The sequence below is a fragment of the Halobaculum limi genome (assembly GCF_029490015.1).
GTDB classification, from domain to species: Archaea; Halobacteriota; Halobacteria; order Halobacteriales; family Haloferacaceae; genus Halobaculum; species Halobaculum limi.
The window spans coordinates 1,317,706-1,339,463 of record NZ_CP120468.1; the positions used below are offsets into that span (position 1 = coordinate 1,317,706).

Consider the following 21,758-nt stretch of genomic DNA (forward strand, 5'->3'; position numbering starts at 1 on the left):
GATTGGCCGTCGCCGCCTGCTGTCGAGTCTCGGCGTGATCGGCGCCACCAGCGCTGCGTCCGGCCTCGGCACGTGGGCACTTCTCTCAGACACAGAGCAAACTACTGGGAGCGTCACCACAGGGACGCTCGACCTCCGGGTGGGTGACGACGGCACGGCGACAATCGCGATCGAGGATGTCGAACCGGGCGACGCTGGCATCTCCACTGTCCCGGTATCGAACCACGGCACTGTCGCCGGCACGCTCGGCCTGACGGTTGTAGACGTTCGCCCGAACGATTCAGACGGCGACTCCAACCCAGATACGGACAAATCCGGTGGCCCCATCGCCGGGATCGAATTCAATGGGTGCGGTACTGCCGACGTAGAGTTCGCCGCTGATGCGGCGTTCCCGATTTCCATTGAGGTGCACACACGAACCGGGGAAAGCAACACGTCGGTCGAGACGCGTACGATTGAGAAGTCGGACACAAAATCGAAGACTGGTGGACGACCGACGACCAAACTGAACGGGAACGGCGGCCTCGTCGCCGTCTCGATCGATGGTCAGACCTGGGCGAACCCGAACCCTTGTGTGAACGATGATGCCAGGAACGACGCGGCGTCAGTTGCCCTCGCGAAGGCCCTGACAGTCGACATCGGCTACGCTGACGACAAGGCGGCGGCTGGGACCGCCCCGCTCGTTGAGGCGGACCCTGTATGGGACCTAGCGGTTCCCAAAACGGCAGAAAGCGACCGAACACTCTCTCCCGGGGGCGAAGACGACGCCCCGGGCTCGCACGCGGTGTTGTACGTCGAGTGGTCGGTGGATGCCGACTCGGAGGAGTCTATCGCAGATGGAACAGTTGAGATCGAATTGCAGCCAGTGATTCACACATGACAGTGCACGCAGACGACGAACGGACGGGCAGTGCGACGGGTGAGCAGCAATGAAGACGCCGAAACCGCGAACGATTGGTGCAGTCGCTTTGGTCCTCGTACTCGTGCCGTTCGTCGTGTTCGCGGTGCCGCAGGTCGTGGGCGCAAGCCACTCGTACGTCGTTCTCTCTGACAGTATGTCGCCGGAGATCAATGCAGGTGACGTGGTCATCGTCGATGACGCTCCTGTCGACACCATCGAGAGGGGTGATGTGATCACCTATGAGCGGCCCGGCGGCGATCAGCTCGTTACCCACAGAGTGATCGAAGTTCGTTCGGACGGCGACAGCACGTCGTATCGTACCAAAGGCGACGCCAACGAGGACCCAGATCCCACACCCATTCCTGCGAGTAACGTGATCGGCGTCGTCGCATTCCATATCCCGTTGATCGGACACGTGATCTCTTTCGGTGGCTCTGATCTCGGCATCGTCGTGTTCATCATCATCCCGGCGGTCGGTCTCGCCGTCGGAGAGGTGTACGATCTCTATCAAGAAGCGACGACCGACGGCGACGGGGGTAATGGGTGATGTCCGGCGGCTCACTACGAACGGTCGCCGCGGTGACGCTCCTAGTCGCGGCGGCGGTATTCGTGGGTGTCACTGGCGATATGCGCACTGACGCGGCACTCTCGGACAGCGAGCGTGTCGACGTCTCGGTTGGTGCTGCCGAGGCGTCGCCAGACAACGGGTCCGGAGACGGGTCGACCCTCGACAACACGTCGACACCGATTCCGAATTCTACTTCGACGGCCACCCCGACCTCAACGCCCACCTCCACGGCCACGACGAACCAGACGGCGACGACAAACACGACGACCGGAGGTGGCGGCGAGTGATCGGCGATCTGCTTAGCGGCCTCACGGTGACCAAACAGACGGTGCTCGTCGCTATCGTTGGCAGTGTCGTCCTCACTGGTGCCGGTCTCGGTGCACTCGGACCTGAGTTTGGACTGACGCAAGAAGGCGGTGAGAGTCAGACGACCGAATCCACGCTGACTGAGACTGCAACACCGACGCCGCCGCCTGTCTCGGTGACGCCGCCGTCGACGGACACTCAGCGGTCTACTGCTGTTGGTGGCGTGGATAGCACTCCCACGTCGACTCCCTCATCGACGACAACTACGCCGACACGGACACCAACCGTGGTAACGGAGGCTGCGGACGACGACAGAGACGATGAGGATGGAGACGATTCTGTTCGGACGGAGCAACCGTTCGCCGACCCAACCCTCTCGCTGTCAGTTGCCGCTCCAGCGGATGTGTCAAACGACACGGGGGCGGTCGGCGCCATCGGTGGTGATGTGACCGCGCAGGCGTCGTGGACGGGTGACGCCGACAGCGTGGTGTTCGTCATCCGGGCCAGCCAACCTGACGGCACGTGGCACGAACTTTCTCGCGAGGCGACAGTCGTCGGCGACGACACCGCTGTTGACCTCGCGGCCGCGGTCGAGAACACGTCGTACACCTACGTCGACGCCGAAAACTCCTCTGCACTGGATAACCCGACCAACGCGACGGTCGTCGCTCGCTCGGGTGCCGTCGCCGTCACAGCGGTGTTCTTCGACGACGGCGAACAGGTCGGGATGGTACAGCGCGTTCGCACGTACTCGTTCGATGTGACGAACACAGGCACTATCGATCTCGCGATTGACGAGCAGGACGCCCGTGGTCTATCTGTCGACGACGTCGCGCCTGGAAACACGGTTGAGCGCCGGCTTCGTGTCCGAAACGGTGCCGCCGCTGATGGGACGCTGCAGCTCACATTCACTAATCAGACAGCAGCAGAGAACGGTCTCGCGGAGCCGGAAGTGGCCACTGATGATCCTGGGCGAGTCGAACTTCGTGACGCACTCGAACTCCGCATTTCGATCACTGATGGCGACGGAGAGCGGACGTACATTGTCGGCGACACACAGCAGTTCGTCAGCTACGATATTATTGCCGACAGGCTTGGCTCGGTCCCGTTGTCGGGTAACCGCACTCGAACAATTGTTGTCGAATGGCGTGTCCCCCGTGACGCCGACAACAGCATTATGACTGACTCGGTCAGCTTCGACGTGCAACTGACGCTGTTAAGCGACGGGCGCACGTAGTTGGATGCCGCGTCTCCGGTCGATTCAACCGATCAACAGCCGGATGTTCAACGCCGTCGTGAATGCGCCGACGAATGACAACACCACTGGTGGGAGGTAATAGCCAAGGCGATCGCCCGCACGGGCGCTGGAGAGGCTGATTGCGAGACATACGCCGAACACTGCTAACTTCACGGCGATCAGCCCAGCTTCGCCGTACCCGCCGACCGCGGCGGCAATCAGTGCGTTCGCCTCGTTTACCGTATTGGAGTAGCCGATGAGCGCGAGCGTGGTTACGACGTCGCCGACGCCATACGTTAGGGTCGCAACGAACCACAGCCGCGAGAACTCGACGACGCCGAAGGGTGTTTCCGACAGCGAGAACCAGCTGGTGAGGCCGGTCACATCAGCACCACCTTCTGTCTCGCTTCCGGCGTCTCCAGTCATATTGGTGACACAGCGCCGATGAGTGAAAACACTCCCGGGGCGCGACTGTGGTCATAGTTGCGGTCCCGGCTACTCCCTGGCCAGATTGGCCGGAGTCCGTTCGCAGCGGCGACCGGGGTCACCACAGGAACGTCTGTGTTGCGGAGGGCGTCAAACGTATTCGTCGAAGGATGGTCTGATGCGGCTTCGCCGTCTAAGTCGTCCCGCGGCTCACTTTGGGATGTGAAGGTTTGTGAATTCGCCACCATCCACTGAGGGACGAGTCCGAGGGCTGGATATACGACGCGTTCGCACACTCAGGAAGAATCCTGCCAAGCCCGATACCCCTTGTCGGGGAAGCCTCACTGTTCACTGGAGATTTTGAGAACACCCCCGAGTGTGAACCAAACTGTCGTCGCGTTAGGCCTGTCGAGTGGGCGTCGCAGTAGTTGAATCAGTCATCGCGTCAATATCAGCGCGAATCGCCTCCGCAATCACCCGGCCAAGTTCCACAGGGACGGCATTACCGACGACTTTCAGCTGCTTGCTCTTGGGGCCCTGGAACTCATAGTCATCAGGGAAGGTCTGGAGGACTGCACACTCGCGAACAGTCCCGACGCGGTCCTCGACGGGATGGATGAACGGCGCGTTGTGATTCTCTTTGACCGTCAGCGAGGGTTTGTCCATCTCGAGTCGTCGCCAGCTGTCACCGAAGCTCTCGTAGAGGCTCTCGCCAGGTTCGACCTCGGAGATGCGCTCCATCATCTCCTCGCTGTGATTCGTCTTGTCGTGATTCGGTAGCCCCGTGAAGTCTTTCTCGACGAGCGCTTCGCGAACTGTCGCGTGCGGCTCTAAGGTCGCACCAGACAGCGTCGATTGCTTGGAGGGACGGTGCGTTCGCTCGGGGAAGGTTGGGACCTCACCGTCAGCACGCCCGATGAACACGACGCGTCGGCGAGCCTGTGGAACGCCATAATCTGCGGCATTGAGCGTGTCGTGCTTGACGGAATAGCCGATTTCATCATACCGCTGGCGAATCTTGCGCATCACCTCGCCATCTTCCATCGATTTGATCCCCGGGACGTTCTCCATCACGAAGACCTTCGGCTTGACGTAGCCGACGTGGTCAATGAAACTCCCGACGAGTGAGTTCCGCTCGTCCTCGGGGTCTCGCTTGCCAGCGATCGAGAAGCCCTTGCACGGTGGCCCCCCAATCACGACGTCTATCTCGTCGGTGTCGATATCGTGTTCGTCATAGAACTCTGCAGGGTCAACCTCGGCGAGGTCCGCTTGAATTGCGAGTGAATCGTCGTGATTGTGCTCAAACGTATCGAGAAAGTCCTGATTGACGTCAATTCCCGCAACGATATCATACCCCGCCTGCTCGAAGCCTGTCGATAATCCACCGCCACCACAAAAGAGGTCCAGCGTCTTGACCGTCGAGTCACCTTCCGGCGTATCTTCTGGCATTGTGGAGTCCTTATGACTGAAGACCCTGCCGCACACTAAACACCTTTCGACCCACATACTGCTGTGAAATCCACGCTACGCGCTCCAATTTCTAGGTGGGTTCACAGAGCTGCAAGGAGAACGCCAACTGCCTCAGTCGTCAGTGACTGGCAGCTGCGAGTGATCGATGATCTCGTTCACTGCGGCACGCCACTTGTGTGGGTTATACCACCCACAGCCTTCACAGCCAACCTCCTCAGTATACGCTTCACCCCCCTCATAGTAGAAGTCAATTCCATAGAAGGTTGGGCGTTTCCCGCGTTCGACACACTGCTCGCATTTCCGGCTCTTCAACAAATTGTTCTTGCCCGAAAGGATCTGAAAGTGTTCTTTGGCCTCTTCGTCCGACATCGCCTCATAGTCGAAGTCTTCCGGCTCGTCCCACCGAATCCGTGGCCGTCGGTGATCGACCTCGGGTGTACCTCCGGGACTGGATAAATCGAAGGCGTCGCGGTGGTCATACAGGTCTCGCACCCGTTGCTTGAATGCCTCGGGCATCTCCTGGCGAGTGATCGGTTTCGCGCTTGGGAAGGCATACTTGAGCTTCCGATGCGTTGTCTCATCATCGCAGGTCTCACAGTATCGCCGGTCATACTCGCCTTTCCCACCAACGTTACTCACGAACTCGAAGCCTTCATCGCGGAAATCACGGATGTATGCTGCCGGCTGTGATCCAGATAACTCACACTCAGAGCAGTGCCACTTGCGGTCAGAGAGGACGTCAAATGTCCGCCCCTTCTTAGTGCTCATCGAAGATGGATTCCAGTCTTCGACGAGGACGAACTCTTCAGCCCGTGCTCCCCACTCTGTGAGCGTGAGGCGATTGTCCTCCACTCGCTGGAATAATTCTTGCTCCAAGCCAGTCTCCAAGAGGGGAGTGAGTTCTTCAGTGCTCAATCCTGTCTGCGCGACTATCTCTTGGGCTGTGGTACCGTCGTCAGCAAGCAATCGAACGATTCGCTTTCTGGCGTCGTCTTCACGGAGAGAACTGATGAGTTGAGCCGTTTTGTCATCCATTGATCTTGCTCGTCCTCCGACAGTGGCGTGCCAGGGGTCTTAATCCCGACCCCACTGTTGAGGGCCACCGATACAGCTCGGACGACTGCACTAGCAGCTCGCTGAACGACTGCACACGCAGCGGAGTGGAGTGATGCGTAGTTCGTGCGGATAGCAATCGAATCGACTGCTTGGGTTGTGACTGCGAATGTCGATGTCAATGACGAACATTTTTAGCACGACACGACCCGCACTCAGTTGTTCATCGACCGGATTCGCTCCTGGTCGTCGATTGGCCCCGCGACAAAGAGCCACCCCTAATGACATATCGACGCGTCCTCCTCGGTCGTTGGTCTCGCCGCGATAGACTCGCGGTTCTCGTTGTCGCCGTCGGCGTCGCCTTCCTCTGTGGGACAGCGCTGTTGGTGCTCATTGCTGGTGATCAAACCACAACGCTTGCGGCTGACTATGGTGCGACCGCGACCATCACGACCCATCCATCGGTTGAGGCGGCTGCTGCTGCAGCCCCATCTGGCGCAGCAGTACTTCCATTTGCGGTTGTGACCGGCCCTGAGGGTGCAGAACAGACCGTCCTTGCGCGACCCGCCACTGATGGCGACGCAATTGAGGCTGAGTTCCTGCTTGGCGATGGCGCTGGTGTCTCTCTTGGTGGGATTCGTGATGCACAAACGCACACGCTCTCGGGAACCCGCGCAAGCGTCACGGTGACTGCCAATCCACGCTCCCGCTCGTCACCACTGCCTGATGGGTGGTATCTCACAGACCGCGACACTGTCGACCGCCTCGGCCCATCCGGCGCATTTGTCGTACACCCAGTTCCCGCTGACTCAGTCCCGGACACAGGCGTCCCATTCCGGGCAGCGCTTGCCTTCTTCGTCTTCGGGACGAGAGAAGCGCTGACTGCGCTCGTGACAGTCGTCGCCGGCAGTGCGGTGCTCATCGGCGTTGTTGTCTACAGCGTTACCCGGATGACAATCCACGACCGCCGTGAGACGATTCGCGTTGTCCGCGCAACTGGTGGGCAGTCGTGGAGCGTCCTTGGGTTGTTTGCCGCACGAGCTGGACTTCTCACACTGACCGGCAGTGCATTGGGATATGCCCTTGGCGTGATCGGCGTCAACGCAGCCGTCAACGCTGCAGTGTTTCTGGGCCTTCCAACCTCGCTATCGCCAACGGTCACTCCCGCCGTCGCGGGCGTTCTCGCCGCGATCGTCGGGAGCGTTGTCGCACTCGGGGTTGTAAGTGGGATTCTCGCTGCGCTTCCAACCGTCCGTCGCGCACCGTTTCAGGCTGGTGACCGGACGCCTGCCGAGCCAGCAGGCTCTCGTCTCCGCGCGCTTGTAACGCCCGCAATCCTTGACCCTCGAGCTGTTGTGCCGACAGCAGCGACGCTTACGACGTTTGTTGCGTTTGCAGTCCTCGTCGCAGCAATGGGTGGCGTTGTCGGGCCGCTATCAGGCGGCGGTGGTGCGACGATTACCGAACCCGGCGCTGTCCATCCAATTGCGAGTAACATCCCTGAAACGTACGCCGATGCACTCCGCTCACAAGGGATCGCTGCGAGCCCAGAAATCTTGGCCTTTGAGTCACGCGATGGGCAGCCATTCACCGTCCGTGGTGCGAATTACACCGCGTTCTCTTCGATTACTGCGACGACACTCGTTGAAGGCCGTCAACCAACCACACGTGATGAGGCTGTCATCGGTGCTGATCTCGCCCGAACACTCGAGGTCGGTGTTGGTGACCACGTGACGCTTGGGGGGACGACTCGCCGTGCAGTTGATAGAGTCGATATTGTTGGCGTCTATCGCGCACCGGGCGTCTATGATGACCAACTCCTCGTTTCACTACAGACAGCGGGACACCTTGCTGGAAAGTCGCCGGGCAGAGTCCAATTCATCCGCGCTGCACGCCTCCCAGCAAATGCAGTCGCTAATGACTCTACCCGTGTGGTAGACGTTTCCGCGCCTGAAACTGTCGCCGTCGGCGAGACCGTCCAAGCCTCCGTCACCGTCGAAAACCGTCGTGATCGAGACGTGACGACGGCTGTTTCGATCTCCTTCGGCTCCCAGACGACTGAGCGATCGGTTACACTCCCGGCGGGCTCCACACAGAGCATTGCTGTTGAGTTCACTGCGAACACGACTGGCCCCGTCGCACTCCAAGCAGGAGGTATCACGCAAACGGTCCGTGTTGGGTCGACATCTGGAGCTGGAACGCTCGCGATTGGGCCACTCCCAGACCGTGGGCCGCCAAATGCAACCATCGCAGTCCGCGTCCGAGATGAGGCAGGGACTGCAGTCGCGAATGCAACTGTGAATGCCGGTGATACCACGGTGCAAACAAACGCTGACGGTGTCGCGTACGTGCCGACAGGCGCTCCAGGAATGCGCACAATTACAGCGTCGAGCGAGAATCAAACTGGACAAGCACAGCTTGCCGTTATCCGAGGGGCGCCACGACAGCCAATCGTACAGCTTGCAGTAGCCCCTGACTCGCCAGACCTCTTCACCCCCACGACGGTCAGCGTGACGCTGTCGAATCCCTGGAACCAGACACTGAGTGAGCTTCCGGTCACTCTGCTGTCCGCTGGACAGACCACTGATCAATCTGTCACACTCGCACCCGCTGGACAACAAACGCTCCGGCGTGATATTGGCCGACAACCCCCCGGAACGTACGAGGCGGCAGTTCAGGTGGACGGCACACTGCTGGCGAGCGAGCAATTTCGCGTCCGCGGCGACGAACGGGTTGCTGCCGCGCTTGCTGCCGGTGGGCGTGAAGGTACCTCCGGGATTGGCCGTGCACTTGAGACTGCCTTTGGTAATTTACAACTCGTCCTTGGCGTCGTCTTTGGCCTGGCTGCGGCACTTACCATCGGTGGGACGACAGCCACCTTCGCACGAGCCGTCCACGCTCGCCGCCCCACAATCGGCGTCTACCGAGCAACAGGTGCCGCACCGACGCAAATCCTCAGGCTTGTCTTCGTTGATGCGCTGCGAATCGGGGCGGGAGCCACGATGCTTGCAGTGCCAGCAGGCCTTGCGGGACTCCAGCTTGCAGCTGCATTGGGGTATTTGACGGTGTTCGGCGTCCGTATCTCTCCGACTGCCTCACCGGCGCTGCTTGGCGGTGTGACACTCGCGGGGATTGGACTGACACTCATCGGGGCGATGCTCGCAACTGGCTCACTGCTTCGAGCATCGCCCACAGCATTGATCCGCGATCAACAACCGACGAACGCGCAAGATGGTGATGAGCGATGACGAGGACTCGCCGAACAGGCCGTGTGCTTGCAATCCTTGCGTGTCTCACACTCGGGATGGGGACGCGGCTCTTCCCACTGTGGTGGAGTCACCTCCCTGCGACGCTTGACGGATTCGTGTACGCTGGAGATGCCCTTTCTGTCGTCCAGACAGGGCAGCTCTCACTTGCTGGGTTTCGAGCCGACGCACTCGTCTCTACGTCATTGCTGTCAGTTGGGAGCAGCGTCACCGGTATCACGCCATTATTGCTAGCTCAACCGCTGTACGCCGTAATTGGCTCAACAGGAGTCCTGCTTGGTGCGGTGTTTGCTCGCCGACTTGGGCTGGGATTGGGCTGGTCACACTCGCGGACGCAGCGTGCAGTCATCCTTGCAGCATTTGCACTTGCTGTTGAGGGTGTGTACCTTCGCCGAACCGGTGTCCCCGACGATGATGCAATCACACTAATCACGATCCCCCTCATCGCGCTTGCAATCCACACGTACGTCCGGACCGAACGCCTCTCGTGGCTTGGTGTGGCGACTGTATTGCTCGTTGCCCTGCCGCTGACGCACACGTTCAGCACGCTCGTCGCCGCGTTCGTCATCGCAGGCCTCCTCGCTGGGACGTTTGTCGGCCGCCCACTCACACGCGGTCGGGTCGTTGTAGTTGGCTTGTTTGTCGGCTTTTGTGCGTATTTCGCTGGCTACTATGCGTGGGCATCTACTGTGTCACTCGTTGTTCCGTATGTTGACCGCGTCCAGGGTGCCCCAGGGCTCTTTGTCGCGTGGATTGTCGTCCTTGTCATCTGCATCCCGTGGTTTGTCCGGACCACAACGACCGCACGACAAGTCACGGCAATCGTTCCACTTGCGTTTGTGTTTGCTGCGATCGCGATCAACAGCGTCGTCGTTGTCTTCCCTGGAACCGCTGCAACCCCGCAAATCGTCTTGCTGTTGGTACTCCCGTTTGCGATTCCTGCACTTCTCGGAGCTGCAGGCGGGCATTGGCTTGGCAACGACGGTCCTGCTGCGTTGCCGCTGTTAGCACTATTCGTCGGCCCTGTGATTTTGATCTGTTATTCGTTCACTGCGGGGCTAACCCCGGAATATGTCGCAACCGCATTACGCGCACAAACGCATCTCCACCTTTCGGTGCTCGTTGTCGCTGCGGGGGTCGCAGCACGGATGGACCCACCTCACTGGCTAGTGAGCAACACGCCTGTCCGCTCGCTACCGGCCAAGGTCCGTCCTGTGATCCTTGCGATATTGGTTGTGGCGGTGCTTGCAACCCTCCCACTTGGATATGTGAATCTCGATACTGGCTCATATCCAAGCACAACGACCGAATCTGAGTTTGCTGCAGCGTCATACAGCGTTGACCACATCGCTGGCCAGTGGACGAGTTCTCACACGCAGGTTCGAGTCGCAGGCAACTACTACGATGGTGCACGCGGGGCGGTCTCGCCAACGGCGTCGTGGCTCCAAGGCGGCGCTCCGCCCAACTGTCCGGTTGTCTCACAACGCTCGTGGACGACGACCGGTGCACATCTGTTCCCAGCTGCGCCTGCAAGTGTCTCTGCGTCTACATACGAAGCGTTCCTCCAAGATCGATTCCGTGTGTACGATGCTGGGGGATATGACCCGACGATCATCACAATCGCACTCGAAAACCGGGAGACGTGCTGAACGTCACACCTTTGTATCAACTCTCGTGGCGTTAGTTATTCAAGAATAAGTATATAATAATCAGATACATATATATTCAGAGTGTTACCTCCCCTCAAGCGAGGGTTCGGAATGAGCCAAGGGGAGGATACACGTAGCACATCACCGCAGCGGTCGATTCCGCGGGCGATGATTCACAAGAAGATTCTTGATCGAGCTGAAGAAGACCCGTCACTGTCAATTCAGGCGCTTGCTGACGACATTTCAGGCGCGTCTGCGGAGTTAATCGAGGCGGTGCTTGAGGAGTATGGTGACCCAGCTGTTGAAGATCCTGATGAGGCTGCTGGTGACTCTGAGTCGACTGAGAGCTACGCAGAATCTCACCACCCAGATGTTGATGATGCTACTAATCCAACACATCCCGATCATTCCGACTCATCAGCATCACCCGATGGAGGCGCAGAGTCACACGACACCGCTCAGACTGACCGTTCAGATTTGCACGCGAATGGGGGAGCTGAGACGAGCACGCTCGGCGGCACAGCTACTAATGAGGGTGAAGACGGCACTCAACGACACACTGAGCACGATGATGAACGCTCACACGACCCTGCACGTATTGATGGCCGCGAGGGGTCGGACGATCAGTCAGCTACACACGTTGTTGATTCGCCCGCCACCGCCGCAGGGGCTAGTCCAGAGGCTGGAAGTGTGGCTGTGCCCGTTGTTGACTCCACTCCAGATACTGACAGCAGTGCATCCGCTGCAGAGTGCGACGGTCCAATTACTCAGAGTGAGCAGAGTGATTCCACGGAATCACGAACGGTCGACGCTGACAACGACAGCTCAAATGACAACGAGCGGGTGGCTCCATCGTCGCTTTCGGAATTCTCACAACAGCAGCGGCGAACGCTGACCGCAATCAGAAAGCGCCCGCAGGCAACGCAAGCAGCTATCGCCGATGAACTCGGTGTGAGTCGAGCAACGGTCTCGTTGCGAGCGAAGGCTATCCCGGGCTTGGAGTGGAGCGCACGTGAGCAGTTCATCTTAGACCTGTTCGATCAGGCTGATCCACCTTCTGAGGGTTCGCAGACTACTGTGACGTCGACTCAGACATCTCCCGCTGCAGAACCGACGAGTCAGGATCAGACAGCCGGCGAACAACGACAAAAGATGCCTTCCGACCAAGGTGTAGCTGAGATCACGCGCCGGTTGGATACCCTCTCAACACAACTCTCGAAGAAAGGCCGCCCAGACGAACGTGAGCACACTACTCCAACCGCATCGCTCCGTCACCACCCGGAACTCCTACATAAAGTCCTTCGATGCTGTATGGACGCAGATGACTTTTCGGAGGAAGAAGAGCAGCAGCTCGTGGCGTGTCTCGTCACCTCTGGGCAGCAATAGCACTCCACCAGGCGCAGACCACAGTGTGGATCCCAGTGTGGAGTTACCGAGGCTTTTGTGAAGAGAGATGAGGTAGACGGTTAGCCACGCTGTGGTGTTTGACCAGTCGGATCTGCATTCGGGAAACCTCAATGGTGTATTCGGGTTGAGATCGGTGGAGAAGGTGTCTTAGCCTGTCTCGTGTGTTTAAACGGTGATCACAATCGGCTCTATCCCCCGCAAGTTGGGAGTTGAACGGCCTCCGCGGCTGTGTGTGGGTGGGCGTGACTGGTGAGACTCGGCGACCCGCATACAGGCTACTGCTGCGCTACAGGCGTTCAATCGTCATCTTACGAGCGATCAGCAGTCCGAGCGATTGCACACGCGCACCACGAGTTGACTCCATCGCACCGGTCCACACTGAAATCGGCAGACGCAAGCCGTGTGTGAGTGGGCTTGCGAACCAGTCTAGTCAAAGACCACACGACGAGTTGAGTTTGGGTTGCGCCCTTCTGCGGGCTTTACCCTCCGATTTCGATGGATGACGCCGACTCTCCGAGTTCACAAACCTCGTTTCGTTATTCCTCACAACTGCATACCGGACGCTAGTACTGCTCATTTCCGGGGGATTCAGCCGATTGTGAACTCACGAGCGATTGGTCGCGATCGTTCCAGGGTCCGGAGTACACATACTCCAGCACTGTTCTCTTTATAAGGGTCAATCGTTGACCGTCGCCCGCGACCGCTCTGCACCTAATAGCCGCGGAAGTGCAGTCTCAGCGAATGTGAGACCGATAACGAGGACAATTGGTGCGAAGAATAAGCCATAGAAGCCCAAGACAATCGGTCCAAGGGTGTATGCAAGCATCAACAGACCGACGTGCGTGTTGTCTCCACTCAACAGCGGTCGTAGCACAAGGTCCGGAATTGTGTCAACAACGACAATTGCAATCCCAAGAAATGCGATAATGTATCCGATCAGCAACGGATTCCCCGAGGAAACTGCAGGGACCGCAGTGATCACAGTGAGTGGAACGTACACCACTTTCATTCCCACAATCGGAATCAGACTTGCGACGCCTGTGAGCGCGCCAGCAAGCGCTGGGTATGGAACCTGAGCGCTGGCTGGTGCAATGGCGTTGTATCCACTGAAGGCGGCGATAGCGATCAATGAGATTGCGAGAACATTGAGCAAGTTCCCGAATAAGACGGATTCTAATTCCTGATCAACAGCTTCCAGATACTCTCGAACGATTGCATCATCATCAAATCGCAGCAACCACTCCCGGATTCGATACCCATCGACGAGGAGATAGTACGTAACAATCACGACGATAAATAGACTGAGGAAAAACTCCGAGACCAATGACGTCAGCAGGGACGCGTGGTCACTTGCAAACTCAATAAATGGGGCGAGGTCGCCTGCCTGATACGCCGCATATAACCCAGTAATCGAAAGCTCCGGTATTTGTGTGATACCTCCAAACCAGTCGAGGTTCGCTGCGGCAATATCTACAAGTGGAGAGTCTCGCACGAATCGTCGAGCCTCGACGATTAACAACACCGTTGCATAGCTGACGAGCAGAACGAGCGGGATAGCAAGCGATCCTAACACGATTGCGGCACGGGCACGTTTGGAGAGCCTGAAGCGCGCAAGCGTGCTGTGATATCGTCGTGTTGAATAATAGAGGAACACCGAGATGGTCAATGGTGCGATGAACTGATACGCAAGATAGCTAATAACCACAGTCACCGCAAGACCAAATCCAGCGACTACAACCCGCTTCTCGTTCACGTGTCTACGTGTTATACTTCCTATACTAAATATATTGCATTCGCTTGACTAGCGACGTAGCTCAGCCAAGAGTCAACCTTCTTATAGCCGCAGTCGACCCAACAACATAATGTTCATCTCTGTCATCGGATCGGGGTACGTCGGGACGACAATTGCGGCGTGTTTCGCAGAGATTGGCCACGACGTCGTCAATGTGGATATCGACGAGGACATCGTCGCGACAATCAACGCTGGCGAGGCACCCATCCACGAGGATCGGCTTCCGGAACTAGTCGCCGCACACGCTGGTGAGGACGGCACGGGGCGACTCCAGGCGACGACCGACTACAAGGCAGTCCTCGACACAGAGGTTACATTTCTGTGCTTGCCGACGCCCCAACACGATGACGGGAGCATCGACCTATCCATTATGGAGGCGGGCGCCGAGCAACTCGGTTCGACGTTGGAGGCGAAAGCTGACCGCCACACCGTCGTCGTCAAGAGTACGGTCATCCCGGGGTCGACGGCCGACGTGATCGGTCCGGCCATCGAGTCGACGAGCGGGAAAGCCATCGGGGAGGAGATTAGTATCGGGATGAATCCCGAGTTCCTCCGCGAGGGGACGGCGGTTCACGACTTCCTCGACCCCGACAAGGTCGTCCTCGGCGCTGATGACGATCACGCCCTCGCAGATATGCACACCGTGTTCGACCCGCTCGTCGAGCGGACGGACGCACCGGTCGTCGAGACGGACACGAAAACGGCCGAGATGATCAAGTACGCGAACAACGGCTTCCTCGCGGCGAAAGTGAGCCTCATCAACGACATCGCGAACATCTGCAAGGAGTTCGGCATCGACTCCTACGAGGTGGCCGACGCGATGGGTCTGGACGACCGCATCGGCGCGAAGTTCCTCCGCAGCGGTCTCGGCTGGGGCGGGAGTTGCTTCCCGAAGGACACGAACGCCATCATCAACGCCGCCCGCGAGGCGGAGTACGAACCCGAGATGCTTGCCAGCGCCGTCTCGGTGAACGACCTCCAGCCGAAGCGACTCCTCTCGCTGATGGACGACCACGCAGACGTCGACGGCAAGCGAGTCGCAGTCCTCGGACTGGCGTTCAAACCCGGCACCGACGACGTTCGCAACTCACGCGCCATCGACGTGATCGAGGGCCTGCAGGACCGCGGTGCGACCGTCGTCGCGTACGACCCCGTCGCCGCAGAGAATATGCGAGCGCATTTCCCGGACATCGAGTACGCCGACTCGGCCGCCGAGGCTCTCGTCGACGCCGGTGCGGCCGTCGTCGCGACCGGGTGGGACGAGTTCGCCGCACTCGACGCGGAGTTCGACGAGATGGCGTCGCCCATCGTCGTCGACGGTCGTCGCGTCGTCGAGCGTCGCGACGGAATAACCTACGAAGGCCTCACCTGGTAACGGTCGACGGCGGGGGTTTGTGGACACGTGATCAGCGCAGTCTCTTAGGTGTATTAGGCCCGTAATATGGTACAGAGTGACTAAGGTCGGGTTATGCAACGCTGAAATACTCCGACGTTCTGTGTACGGCTACGATGACACAGCGCACCATGCGAGAAGTCAGCCATACACCGCCGCACGGCGCATCGGCGGACCCGGTCTGGGAACGAGGAAACGAGAAAGCAGACGTGCGAACCGACGGCGGCCACGAAGACGACGACGAGTAACTGGAACCGACGGACGTTCTACAGAAGCCACACCGCCGAGCGACAGCTATGCGGTCGAGTCGCGGACGCCGCGTTACCACGAACCTACGAGAGCGACCGTCGCGGAGCAACCGGTGTGGCTCCCGGTGATAGATTCCTGATAGCCACCCGGTACCGATGCTTCACCACCCTGCACGCAATCTCGACAAATCTTAACTCACTTTCGAGTAACGAATAAGAAACGTATTTACGCGCCGAATAGACATATTAAGGTATGAGCCAACAGACGACGTTCAGTTCCTACGGTGCGGCGGTCGCGAGCGGTGCCGACGACGGGTGGCAAGCCGACCGGAGTACGACGGAGATGTACCCCGCCGACCTCGCTCTCGCGGCCAGACCGGCGTCGCCCGGTGACGACCGCGAACCGACGAAGTACGTGACGTTCGGGTGCGTCGAGTACACGCCGCAAGAGTAGTCGAGTCGGACCCACTCCGTCGTCTTTCGTCTGCAGTCTCTCGTCTCCTGTGCCGTTCTCACCGCCGATAGCCGCGGCGACGCTCTCTTATTCCCGCCCGCGAACGTGCGCGTGTGATAACCGTCGACGGCTTGCGGAAGGTGTACGGTGACTTCGTCGCCGTACACGGGAGTACCTTCGACGTGGACCCGGGGGAGATATTCGGCGTCGTCGGCCCGAACGGGGCGGGCAAGACGACGACGCTGAAGACGGTGGCTGGCCTCATCGACCCGACGGCGGGGACCGTCCGCGTGGCGGGCGCACCCGCCGGCGACCCGGAGACACGAACCGCGCTGGGCTTTCTCCCAGAGGAGTCGCCGCTGTACGAGGACATGACTGCGCGGGGGTACCTCCGCTTTTTCGCCGACCTGTACGAGGTTCCCCGCGAGACGGCGAACCAACGGATCGAGACGACGCTCGACGATCTAGAACTGGAGCATCGTGACCGTCGCCTCGGCGATATGTCGAAGGGGATGAAACGGAAGGTCGCCATCGCGCGGTCGCTCGTCAACGACCCCGACGTCCTCGTGTACGACGAACCCGCGTCGGGGTTGGACCCGCTGACGACCAACTACGTGTTGGAGTACGTACGCGAGTTGGCGGCGGCGGGCAAGACCGTCCTGTTCTCCGCGCACAACCTCTACCACGTTGAGTCGGTGTGCGACCGCGTCGTCATCATGAACGAGGGGGAAATCGTCGCTCGGGGCACCGTCGAGGAGATCCGGGCCGAACACGGCGAGACCGCCTACCGGGTGTTCACGACCGTCCCCGTCGAAGGGAGCGACCCCGACGGCGACCGTCACCGCTCGGTTGTCGACTCGATGGACGAGGTGGAGGCTATCCGCGAGGCGGCCGCAAACGCGGGCGGTGAGGTGGTCGACATCCGCACGCGCGAGTCCACGCTCGAAGAGATATTCCTCGACGTGGCCGGCCAGCCGATGCCGGGGAGCCGTCGGGTGACGCCGGGGGAAGAACATCGGGCGACCGACGAAGCCGAAGACCCTGAGGAACTGACCGCCGACGGCGGAGGCGCCGAGCCGTGAGGCTCTCTCCCCGGAAACTCCTCCGGGTGGCGCGGTGGGAGGTGTCCCGAACCGCGGGGACGCTCGACCGACGCACCGCCGTCCTCGGTGTGGTCGCGTTGCTGCTCACCGTCGGCGTCGCCGCCGGCGGTGTCCTTGGTGGCGGTGTCGCCCTCGATGAGGACATCTACACGGTCGCAGTCGACGAGGAGAGTCCGTACTACGACCCCGTCGCGGCGTCGACGCCGCTCGAGGCCGTCCCGGCCGGGGCACCCGGCGCGGACGTGTACGTCGACGACCGCGACACGAGCGACCGCGAGGCGACGGTGTCCGTCGCGAACTCACGCAAGGGACAGGCCGCACTCGGTGCGTTCCGGTCTGCGGTCGAACGTCACAATGGTCGATTACTCGCCGCCGAACAGAACCAGTCTGCGGCGTTCCCGGTCGGTGTCACGCTCACGTACGTCGAACGCGGCGTCGACCAGATCGGTGCGAGCGACGGAAGCATCGGCGTCGGCGGCGGAGCGGGCGACGGATCGGCCGGCGGCGACGATTCCAGTAACGGCGGCGCGGCAGGCGGTGACTCCGACGGCGACGCTGCCGGTTCGGGCGACGGCGGCGCACTCGGCGTCCCCGACTTCGGCGGCGTGGCCGGACCGCTGTTCGGCGGCCAGCCGACCGGGTCGCCCGCCGAGATATCCCCGCCGTTCCCGTTCTCGTCGCTCGTGCTCGCGTTCGCGTTCCTTGTCCCGATGAACTTCGTCATCCAGGCGTACGGGTCGACCATCCTCAACGAACGCGTGAACCGCCGGGGCGAACTCCTGCTGGTCGCGCCGCTGTCGCAGACGGACATCGTCGCGGGCAAGACGCTGCCGTACGCCGCCGTCGCGTTCGCCGCGACGACGCTCATCGCCGTCGGCGTCGGCGGCGGTGTCCTCTCGGTCGCGGCGGTGTTCCCCATCGCGCTGGTCTTCCTCGCGGCGACGTTCGTGGGCGCGATGTTCGCGCGGTCGTTCAAGGAACTCACCTTCGTCACCGTTACCGTCTCGGTGACGCTCACCACCTACGCGTTCGTCCCGGCCATCTTCGCGACGGTGACGCCCGTGGCGCTCATCTCGCCGCTCACGCTCGTCGTCCGCGACCTGCAGGGCGAGGCGGTCGCCCTCGGCGAGTACCTGTTCTCGACGGGGCCGTTCTACCTCACCGCGGGGACGCTGTTCGCGATGGGTATCGGCGTCTACCGCGAGGAGGACATGTTCACCCAGCGGGCGGTGCCGCTGAAGTTCCTCGACGCCCTCGCGGTGCGACTGCACCGCCCGCGCGACGTGGCGATACTGGCGGCGCTGTCCATCCCGTTCGTGCTCGTCGCGGAACTGCTCGCGGTGGCGTTGCTGTTCGCGCTCCCGCAGGCGACGGCCATCGTCGGCCTCCTCGTCGTCGTTGCCGTCGTCGAGGAGGTGGCGAAAGGCGTCGGCATCTACGCCGGCTTCCACGAGTCGCGCTTCGAGCGTGACCTGCCGACGGCGCTGAAACTCGGGGCGCTCGCCGGCGCGGGCTTCTTCGTCGCCGAGAAGGGGACGGCCATCGTGCAGGTGGTCGGCCTCGGATCGCTTCCGCTGGGTGAGGCCGCGTTCGCCACCTCTGGCGTTGGGCCAGGCTTCGGTCTCATCCTCCTCGCCCTCCCGTTGGCGCTGCACGTCGTCACCGCGGCCGTCGCCGCGGTCGGCGCGACGCGGGGATTCCGCTCGTGGCTGGCGACGCTGACGGTCGCGATGGCGATTCACTTCGTCTACGACTACACGGTGGTGAGCACCCTTGGGTGACGACCGCCGCGTGACGGACGGCGGAGACGCCGGCCCCGCGAGCGACGGCGACGGGCCTGCGAACGTCCCGGCTGACGCGCCGAACCCGGTTCCGGGGACGGTCGCCGCGAGCGACCGCACCGGACGCGACCCACGCTGGACCATCGCCAAGCGCGAACTCGCGTCGCTGCGGGCGGAGAAGACCATCGTCCTCGCCCTCCTCATCCAACTGTTCGTCGCGGCGTTCTCGTCGTTCCTCGTTGTCGGCCTCGTCTCACTGTACGACCCCGGCGGGGCCGCCGCCTACTCGGTCGACACCGCGGTCGCCGGCGACGACGCGTCCGACCTCGTGACTGCCATCGAACGCACGGACGGGATGAACGCACGCGAGTTCCCGAGCAGACAGGCCGCAGTCGACGCCTTCAGTGCGGGCCGCGTCGACGCGGCGATGCTCGCGACGGCGACCGAACGGGGGACCGTCGAAGTTCGGGTGCTCGTCCCTGACGGGAACGTCGGTACCACCTTGGTCGTCGTGCGCGCACGCGAGGCACTCAGAGCGTTCGAGCGCCTCGAACGCGACCAACGGTCGGCGTCGCTGACGACCGAGACGCTTCAGTTGCCGCCACAGGCGTCGTCGTCGCCGTACTTCGGCTTCACGTACACGGTGCTCGTTCCGCTGCTGCTGTTCCTCCCGGTGTTCATCGCCGGGTCGGTGACGGTCGACTCCCTCACCGAGGAACTCGAACGTGGGACGCTGGAACTTCTCCGCGTCGCCCCTGTGACGATGACCGATATCGTCGAGGGGAAACTGCTCGCGGCCGCCGGCCTCGCGCCGATTCAGGCGGCGCTGTGGCTCGCGTTGCTCTCGGCGAACGGGACCGTAATCGCGCCCGGCCCCGACACGCTGTCGACCGTCGTCGGAGTGCTCGGATTGCTCGGACTCACCACGGGTCTCGCCGCGCTAGTGACGGCGCTTGGTGCGGCGCTCGCGCTGACTGCGCCCGACCGCCGGGCCGCGCAGACAGTGTACTCGCTGGGCGTCCTCGGTCTGTTCGGGGCCGCGGCGCTGTCGCCAGTCAACCCCGCGAACGTCGCGGCGAAACTCGCTGTCGGGAGTGCAGACGCCGCCTCCTACCTCGCAGTGGTCGTGGTCTGTCTGCTCGGCGGTACGGCGGTCGCACTCGCGCGGGTCGGTGTCGAGCGATACGGACCGGGATAAGATCGGAATTCGTCGCTTCGGCCCGCTCAGACGGCGACGACGTCCACGACCGTCTCTTTCCCACACACGAGGTTGTACGCGCCCTCGTCGTCGTTCCAGAGGACGAGGACGTTCTCCACCGAGAGGATGGAGCCGTACGGGGCCGTTGCGAGGTCACGGTTCAACACGGACTCGCCGGTGACGACGAGGTAGTGTTCCAACTGCTCGGAGCCGTCACCGATCTTGTACAGCGGGTTGGCGTCGCCGCCCGGCGAGAGGTCGTCCGACAGTTTCACCGCGAGGAGGTTCACCCGGTCAGTGACGTGCTCTTCGGAGTCCGCGAGACGGGCGTGACGCTCCGCGTTCGCGACGACCGGGTGGCGACGCTCGCCGTCCGGCCGGAGGAGTACCCACGAGAATTTTACGTCCGTGTTGACGTACGTGCCGGGTTCCTCGTCGTACGCCCGGGTCGCCGCTTCGTCGAGTTTTCGCTGGAAGGAGGGCGTCGCCAGGTCCGGGCGTTCCTCGAACGACCACCCGCGGTCGTCGGGCGTGTCGTCGGGCCACAAGCGAAGATCCGGCGCGTACACGCTCACGTCGCCGTTGGACGGGGTGAGCGCCCGCTCGACGCGCCGCAGTTCCGTCGACGTGTTGAGGTCGGCGGGCGCGAGGAGGAGACACGAGCCGTCCTCTGCGAGCGCATCGAGATACCGGGAGACGACCGCCTCGGGGTCGTCGAGTTCCGAGAGGACGTTGCCGAACAGCAGGAGGTCCACCTCGCCGACCGATTCGGGGTCGAACTCCTCGGCCCTCTCGCGGTGGACGGCCGTGCGGAAGTTCTGTCGGGTGTCGTCGAGGGCGTCGTCGAGGATGTCGGCGTTCGCGCTCGGTTCCAGCGCGTGGTAGTCGACGAGGGCGTCGTCGGGGAGGTAGTCGTGGAGGCCGAGGGCGGGCCCGCCGGTGCCCGCGCCCACGTCGAGGACGCGGAGGCGACGCGGCAGGAGGCCACGGTCGGCGAGGCGGTCGAGGACGTAGCCGACGGCGGCGTAGAAGTCGGGCTGGTGGTACAGCGCGTACGCGAGGGCGGCGTCGGCGTCGTACTCGACGGGGTTGCCGCGGTAGTAGTCTTCCTTCAGGCGGTCGACGGTTTCCCGGAGGGTGTCTCCGGTGTCGCCCTCGTGCCAGTCGAGGCCGTACGCGTCGAACAGGAGGTCCTCGATGGTCGCCTCGTACTCGTCGGGGAACGCCTCGGGGCCCCAGCCGGGTGGGTCGACGGGCTCGTCGTCGACGGGGACGAACGTCCCCCCGTCGGTCTCGAACAGGCCGAGGTCGTACGCTTCTTCCCGGAGGGCCGTGCGGACGACCGCCTGATGTGGCTGGCCCGGCAGGTACTCGTACACCTCGTCGGGGTCGATCGGACGGACGTTTCGGAGGTACTTCGCGGTGTCGCGGAGCGCCTCCCGGTCGACACTCATCGTCGTCGCTTCGCCAGCGAGTGGGGTAACGGTTCTGTCTCGCGGCCGAGGC

General features: G+C 61.6%; 18 protein-coding genes. 13 read left to right on the forward strand and 5 right to left on the reverse strand.

Annotated features, from left to right (window positions below; all coding sequences use genetic code 11):
* Positions 1 to 34: 34 nt before the first annotated feature.
* From P0D77_RS06630 to P0D77_RS06645, 4 genes are all read left to right on the forward strand, one after another.
* Entirely contained in the window at positions 35 to 880 is an 846-nt protein-coding gene (locus P0D77_RS06630; protein ID WP_277555484.1) for a TasA family protein, read from the forward strand.
* 88 nt (positions 881 to 968) lie between these two features.
* Positions 969 to 1,448 (forward strand): signal peptidase I, encoded by a 480-nt coding sequence (locus P0D77_RS06635; protein ID WP_277555485.1) that lies wholly within the window; start codon positions 969 to 971, stop codon positions 1,446 to 1,448.
* An 80-nt stretch (positions 1,449 to 1,528) separates the two neighbouring features.
* The gene (locus P0D77_RS06640; protein ID WP_277555487.1) at positions 1,529 to 1,756 is read left to right on the forward strand and encodes a hypothetical protein; all 228 of its coding nucleotides are present in this window, start codon (positions 1,529 to 1,531) and stop codon (positions 1,754 to 1,756) included.
* 422 nt (positions 1,757 to 2,178) lie between these two features.
* Positions 2,179 to 3,012 (forward strand): hypothetical protein, encoded by an 834-nt coding sequence (locus tag P0D77_RS06645; RefSeq protein ID WP_277555488.1) that lies wholly within the window; start codon positions 2,179 to 2,181, stop codon positions 3,010 to 3,012.
* 24 nt (positions 3,013 to 3,036) lie between these two features.
* Here the strand turns inward: P0D77_RS06645 and P0D77_RS06650 are convergent, their stop codons facing one another.
* The 3 genes from P0D77_RS06650 to P0D77_RS06660 all read right to left on the reverse strand — a co-directional run bounded on the left by P0D77_RS06650 (position 3,037) and on the right by P0D77_RS06660 (position 5,943).
* The gene (locus P0D77_RS06650; protein ID WP_277555489.1) at positions 3,037 to 3,438 is read right to left on the reverse strand and encodes a DUF5658 family protein; all 402 of its coding nucleotides are present in this window, start codon (positions 3,436 to 3,438) and stop codon (positions 3,037 to 3,039) included.
* Positions 3,439 to 3,837: 399 nt separating this feature from the next.
* Positions 3,838 to 4,944: a DNA cytosine methyltransferase gene (locus P0D77_RS06655; RefSeq protein ID WP_277555490.1), complete on the reverse strand. Its 1,107-nt coding sequence runs from the start codon at positions 4,942 to 4,944 to the stop codon at positions 3,838 to 3,840.
* Positions 4,945 to 5,019: 75 nt separating this feature from the next.
* A complete protein-coding gene (locus P0D77_RS06660; RefSeq protein ID WP_277555492.1) occupies positions 5,020 to 5,943 on the reverse strand; it encodes a hypothetical protein in 924 nt (307 codons plus the stop codon).
* A gap of 299 nt (positions 5,944 to 6,242) precedes the next feature.
* Here P0D77_RS06660 and P0D77_RS06665 point away from each other — a divergent pair, with 299 nt between their 5' ends.
* The 3 genes from P0D77_RS06665 to P0D77_RS06675 all read left to right on the forward strand — a co-directional run bounded on the left by P0D77_RS06665 (position 6,243) and on the right by P0D77_RS06675 (position 12,262).
* The gene (locus P0D77_RS06665) at positions 6,243 to 9,209 is read left to right on the forward strand and encodes an FtsX-like permease family protein (RefSeq protein WP_277555493.1); all 2,967 of its coding nucleotides are present in this window, start codon (positions 6,243 to 6,245) and stop codon (positions 9,207 to 9,209) included.
* Between the two features lie 116 nt (positions 9,210 to 9,325).
* Positions 9,326 to 10,876 (forward strand): hypothetical protein, encoded by a 1,551-nt coding sequence (locus tag P0D77_RS06670; RefSeq protein ID WP_277555494.1) that lies wholly within the window; start codon positions 9,326 to 9,328, stop codon positions 10,874 to 10,876.
* Between the two features lie 168 nt (positions 10,877 to 11,044).
* On the forward strand, positions 11,045 to 12,262 hold the full coding sequence (locus P0D77_RS06675; RefSeq protein ID WP_277555495.1) for a winged helix-turn-helix domain-containing protein: 1,218 nt from the start codon (positions 11,045 to 11,047) through the stop codon (positions 12,260 to 12,262).
* A 697-nt stretch (positions 12,263 to 12,959) separates the two neighbouring features.
* Here the strand turns inward: P0D77_RS06675 and P0D77_RS06680 are convergent.
* Positions 12,960 to 14,036: an AI-2E family transporter gene (locus tag P0D77_RS06680; RefSeq protein ID WP_277555496.1), complete on the reverse strand. Its 1,077-nt coding sequence runs from the start codon at positions 14,034 to 14,036 to the stop codon at positions 12,960 to 12,962.
* A gap of 109 nt (positions 14,037 to 14,145) precedes the next feature.
* Here P0D77_RS06680 and aglM point away from each other — a divergent pair, with 109 nt between their 5' ends.
* From aglM to P0D77_RS06710, 6 genes are all read left to right on the forward strand, one after another.
* Entirely contained in the window at positions 14,146 to 15,450 is a 1,305-nt protein-coding gene (gene aglM, locus P0D77_RS06685; RefSeq protein ID WP_277555498.1) for a UDP-glucose 6-dehydrogenase AglM, read from the forward strand.
* A gap of 134 nt (positions 15,451 to 15,584) precedes the next feature.
* Positions 15,585 to 15,716: a DUF7989 family protein gene (locus P0D77_RS06690; protein WP_277555499.1), complete on the forward strand. Its 132-nt coding sequence runs from the start codon at positions 15,585 to 15,587 to the stop codon at positions 15,714 to 15,716.
* A gap of 253 nt (positions 15,717 to 15,969) precedes the next feature.
* Complete coding sequence (locus P0D77_RS06695) at positions 15,970 to 16,170, forward strand: hypothetical protein (RefSeq protein ID WP_277555501.1); 201 nt, start codon at positions 15,970 to 15,972, stop codon at positions 16,168 to 16,170.
* 113 nt (positions 16,171 to 16,283) lie between these two features.
* Entirely contained in the window at positions 16,284 to 17,252 is a 969-nt protein-coding gene (locus tag P0D77_RS06700) for an ABC transporter ATP-binding protein (protein WP_277555502.1), read from the forward strand.
* Entirely contained in the window at positions 17,249 to 19,054 is a 1,806-nt protein-coding gene (locus P0D77_RS06705) for a PrsW family glutamic-type intramembrane protease (protein ID WP_277555504.1), read from the forward strand. The genes P0D77_RS06700 and P0D77_RS06705 overlap by 4 nt, the downstream gene beginning before the upstream one ends.
* Positions 19,055 to 19,196: 142 nt before the next feature.
* Positions 19,197 to 20,252 (forward strand): ABC transporter permease, encoded by a 1,056-nt coding sequence (locus tag P0D77_RS06710; RefSeq protein WP_277555750.1) that lies wholly within the window; start codon positions 19,197 to 19,199, stop codon positions 20,250 to 20,252.
* 26 nt (positions 20,253 to 20,278) lie between these two features.
* On the opposite strand, the gene P0D77_RS06715 is transcribed toward P0D77_RS06710, so the two are convergent.
* Positions 20,279 to 21,706: a small ribosomal subunit Rsm22 family protein gene (locus P0D77_RS06715; protein WP_277555505.1), complete on the reverse strand. Its 1,428-nt coding sequence runs from the start codon at positions 21,704 to 21,706 to the stop codon at positions 20,279 to 20,281.
* Positions 21,707 to 21,758: the final 52 nt, after the last annotated feature.

Excerpts from the sequence above, each read along its gene's own strand:
- P0D77_RS06640 (WP_277555487.1), top strand. The coding sequence starts at position 1,529 with ATGCGCACTGACGCGGCACTCTCGGACAGCGAGCGTGTCGACGTCTCG.
- P0D77_RS06650 (WP_277555489.1), bottom strand. The coding sequence starts at position 3,438 with ATGACTGGAGACGCCGGAAGCGAGACAGAAGGTGGTGCTGATGTGACC.
- P0D77_RS06655 (WP_277555490.1), bottom strand. The coding sequence starts at position 4,944 with ATGTGGGTCGAAAGGTGTTTAGTGTGCGGCAGGGTCTTCAGTCATAAG.
- P0D77_RS06660 (WP_277555492.1), bottom strand. The coding sequence starts at position 5,943 with ATGGATGACAAAACGGCTCAACTCATCAGTTCTCTCCGTGAAGACGAC.
- P0D77_RS06665 (WP_277555493.1), top strand. The coding sequence starts at position 6,243 with ATGACATATCGACGCGTCCTCCTCGGTCGTTGGTCTCGCCGCGATAGA.
- P0D77_RS06675 (WP_277555495.1), top strand. The coding sequence starts at position 11,045 with ATGATTCACAAGAAGATTCTTGATCGAGCTGAAGAAGACCCGTCACTG.
- aglM (WP_277555498.1), top strand. The coding sequence starts at position 14,146 with ATGTTCATCTCTGTCATCGGATCGGGGTACGTCGGGACGACAATTGCG.
- P0D77_RS06690 (WP_277555499.1), top strand. The coding sequence starts at position 15,585 with ATGACACAGCGCACCATGCGAGAAGTCAGCCATACACCGCCGCACGGC.
- P0D77_RS06695 (WP_277555501.1), top strand. The coding sequence starts at position 15,970 with ATGAGCCAACAGACGACGTTCAGTTCCTACGGTGCGGCGGTCGCGAGC.
- P0D77_RS06715 (WP_277555505.1), bottom strand. The coding sequence starts at position 21,706 with ATGAGTGTCGACCGGGAGGCGCTCCGCGACACCGCGAAGTACCTCCGA.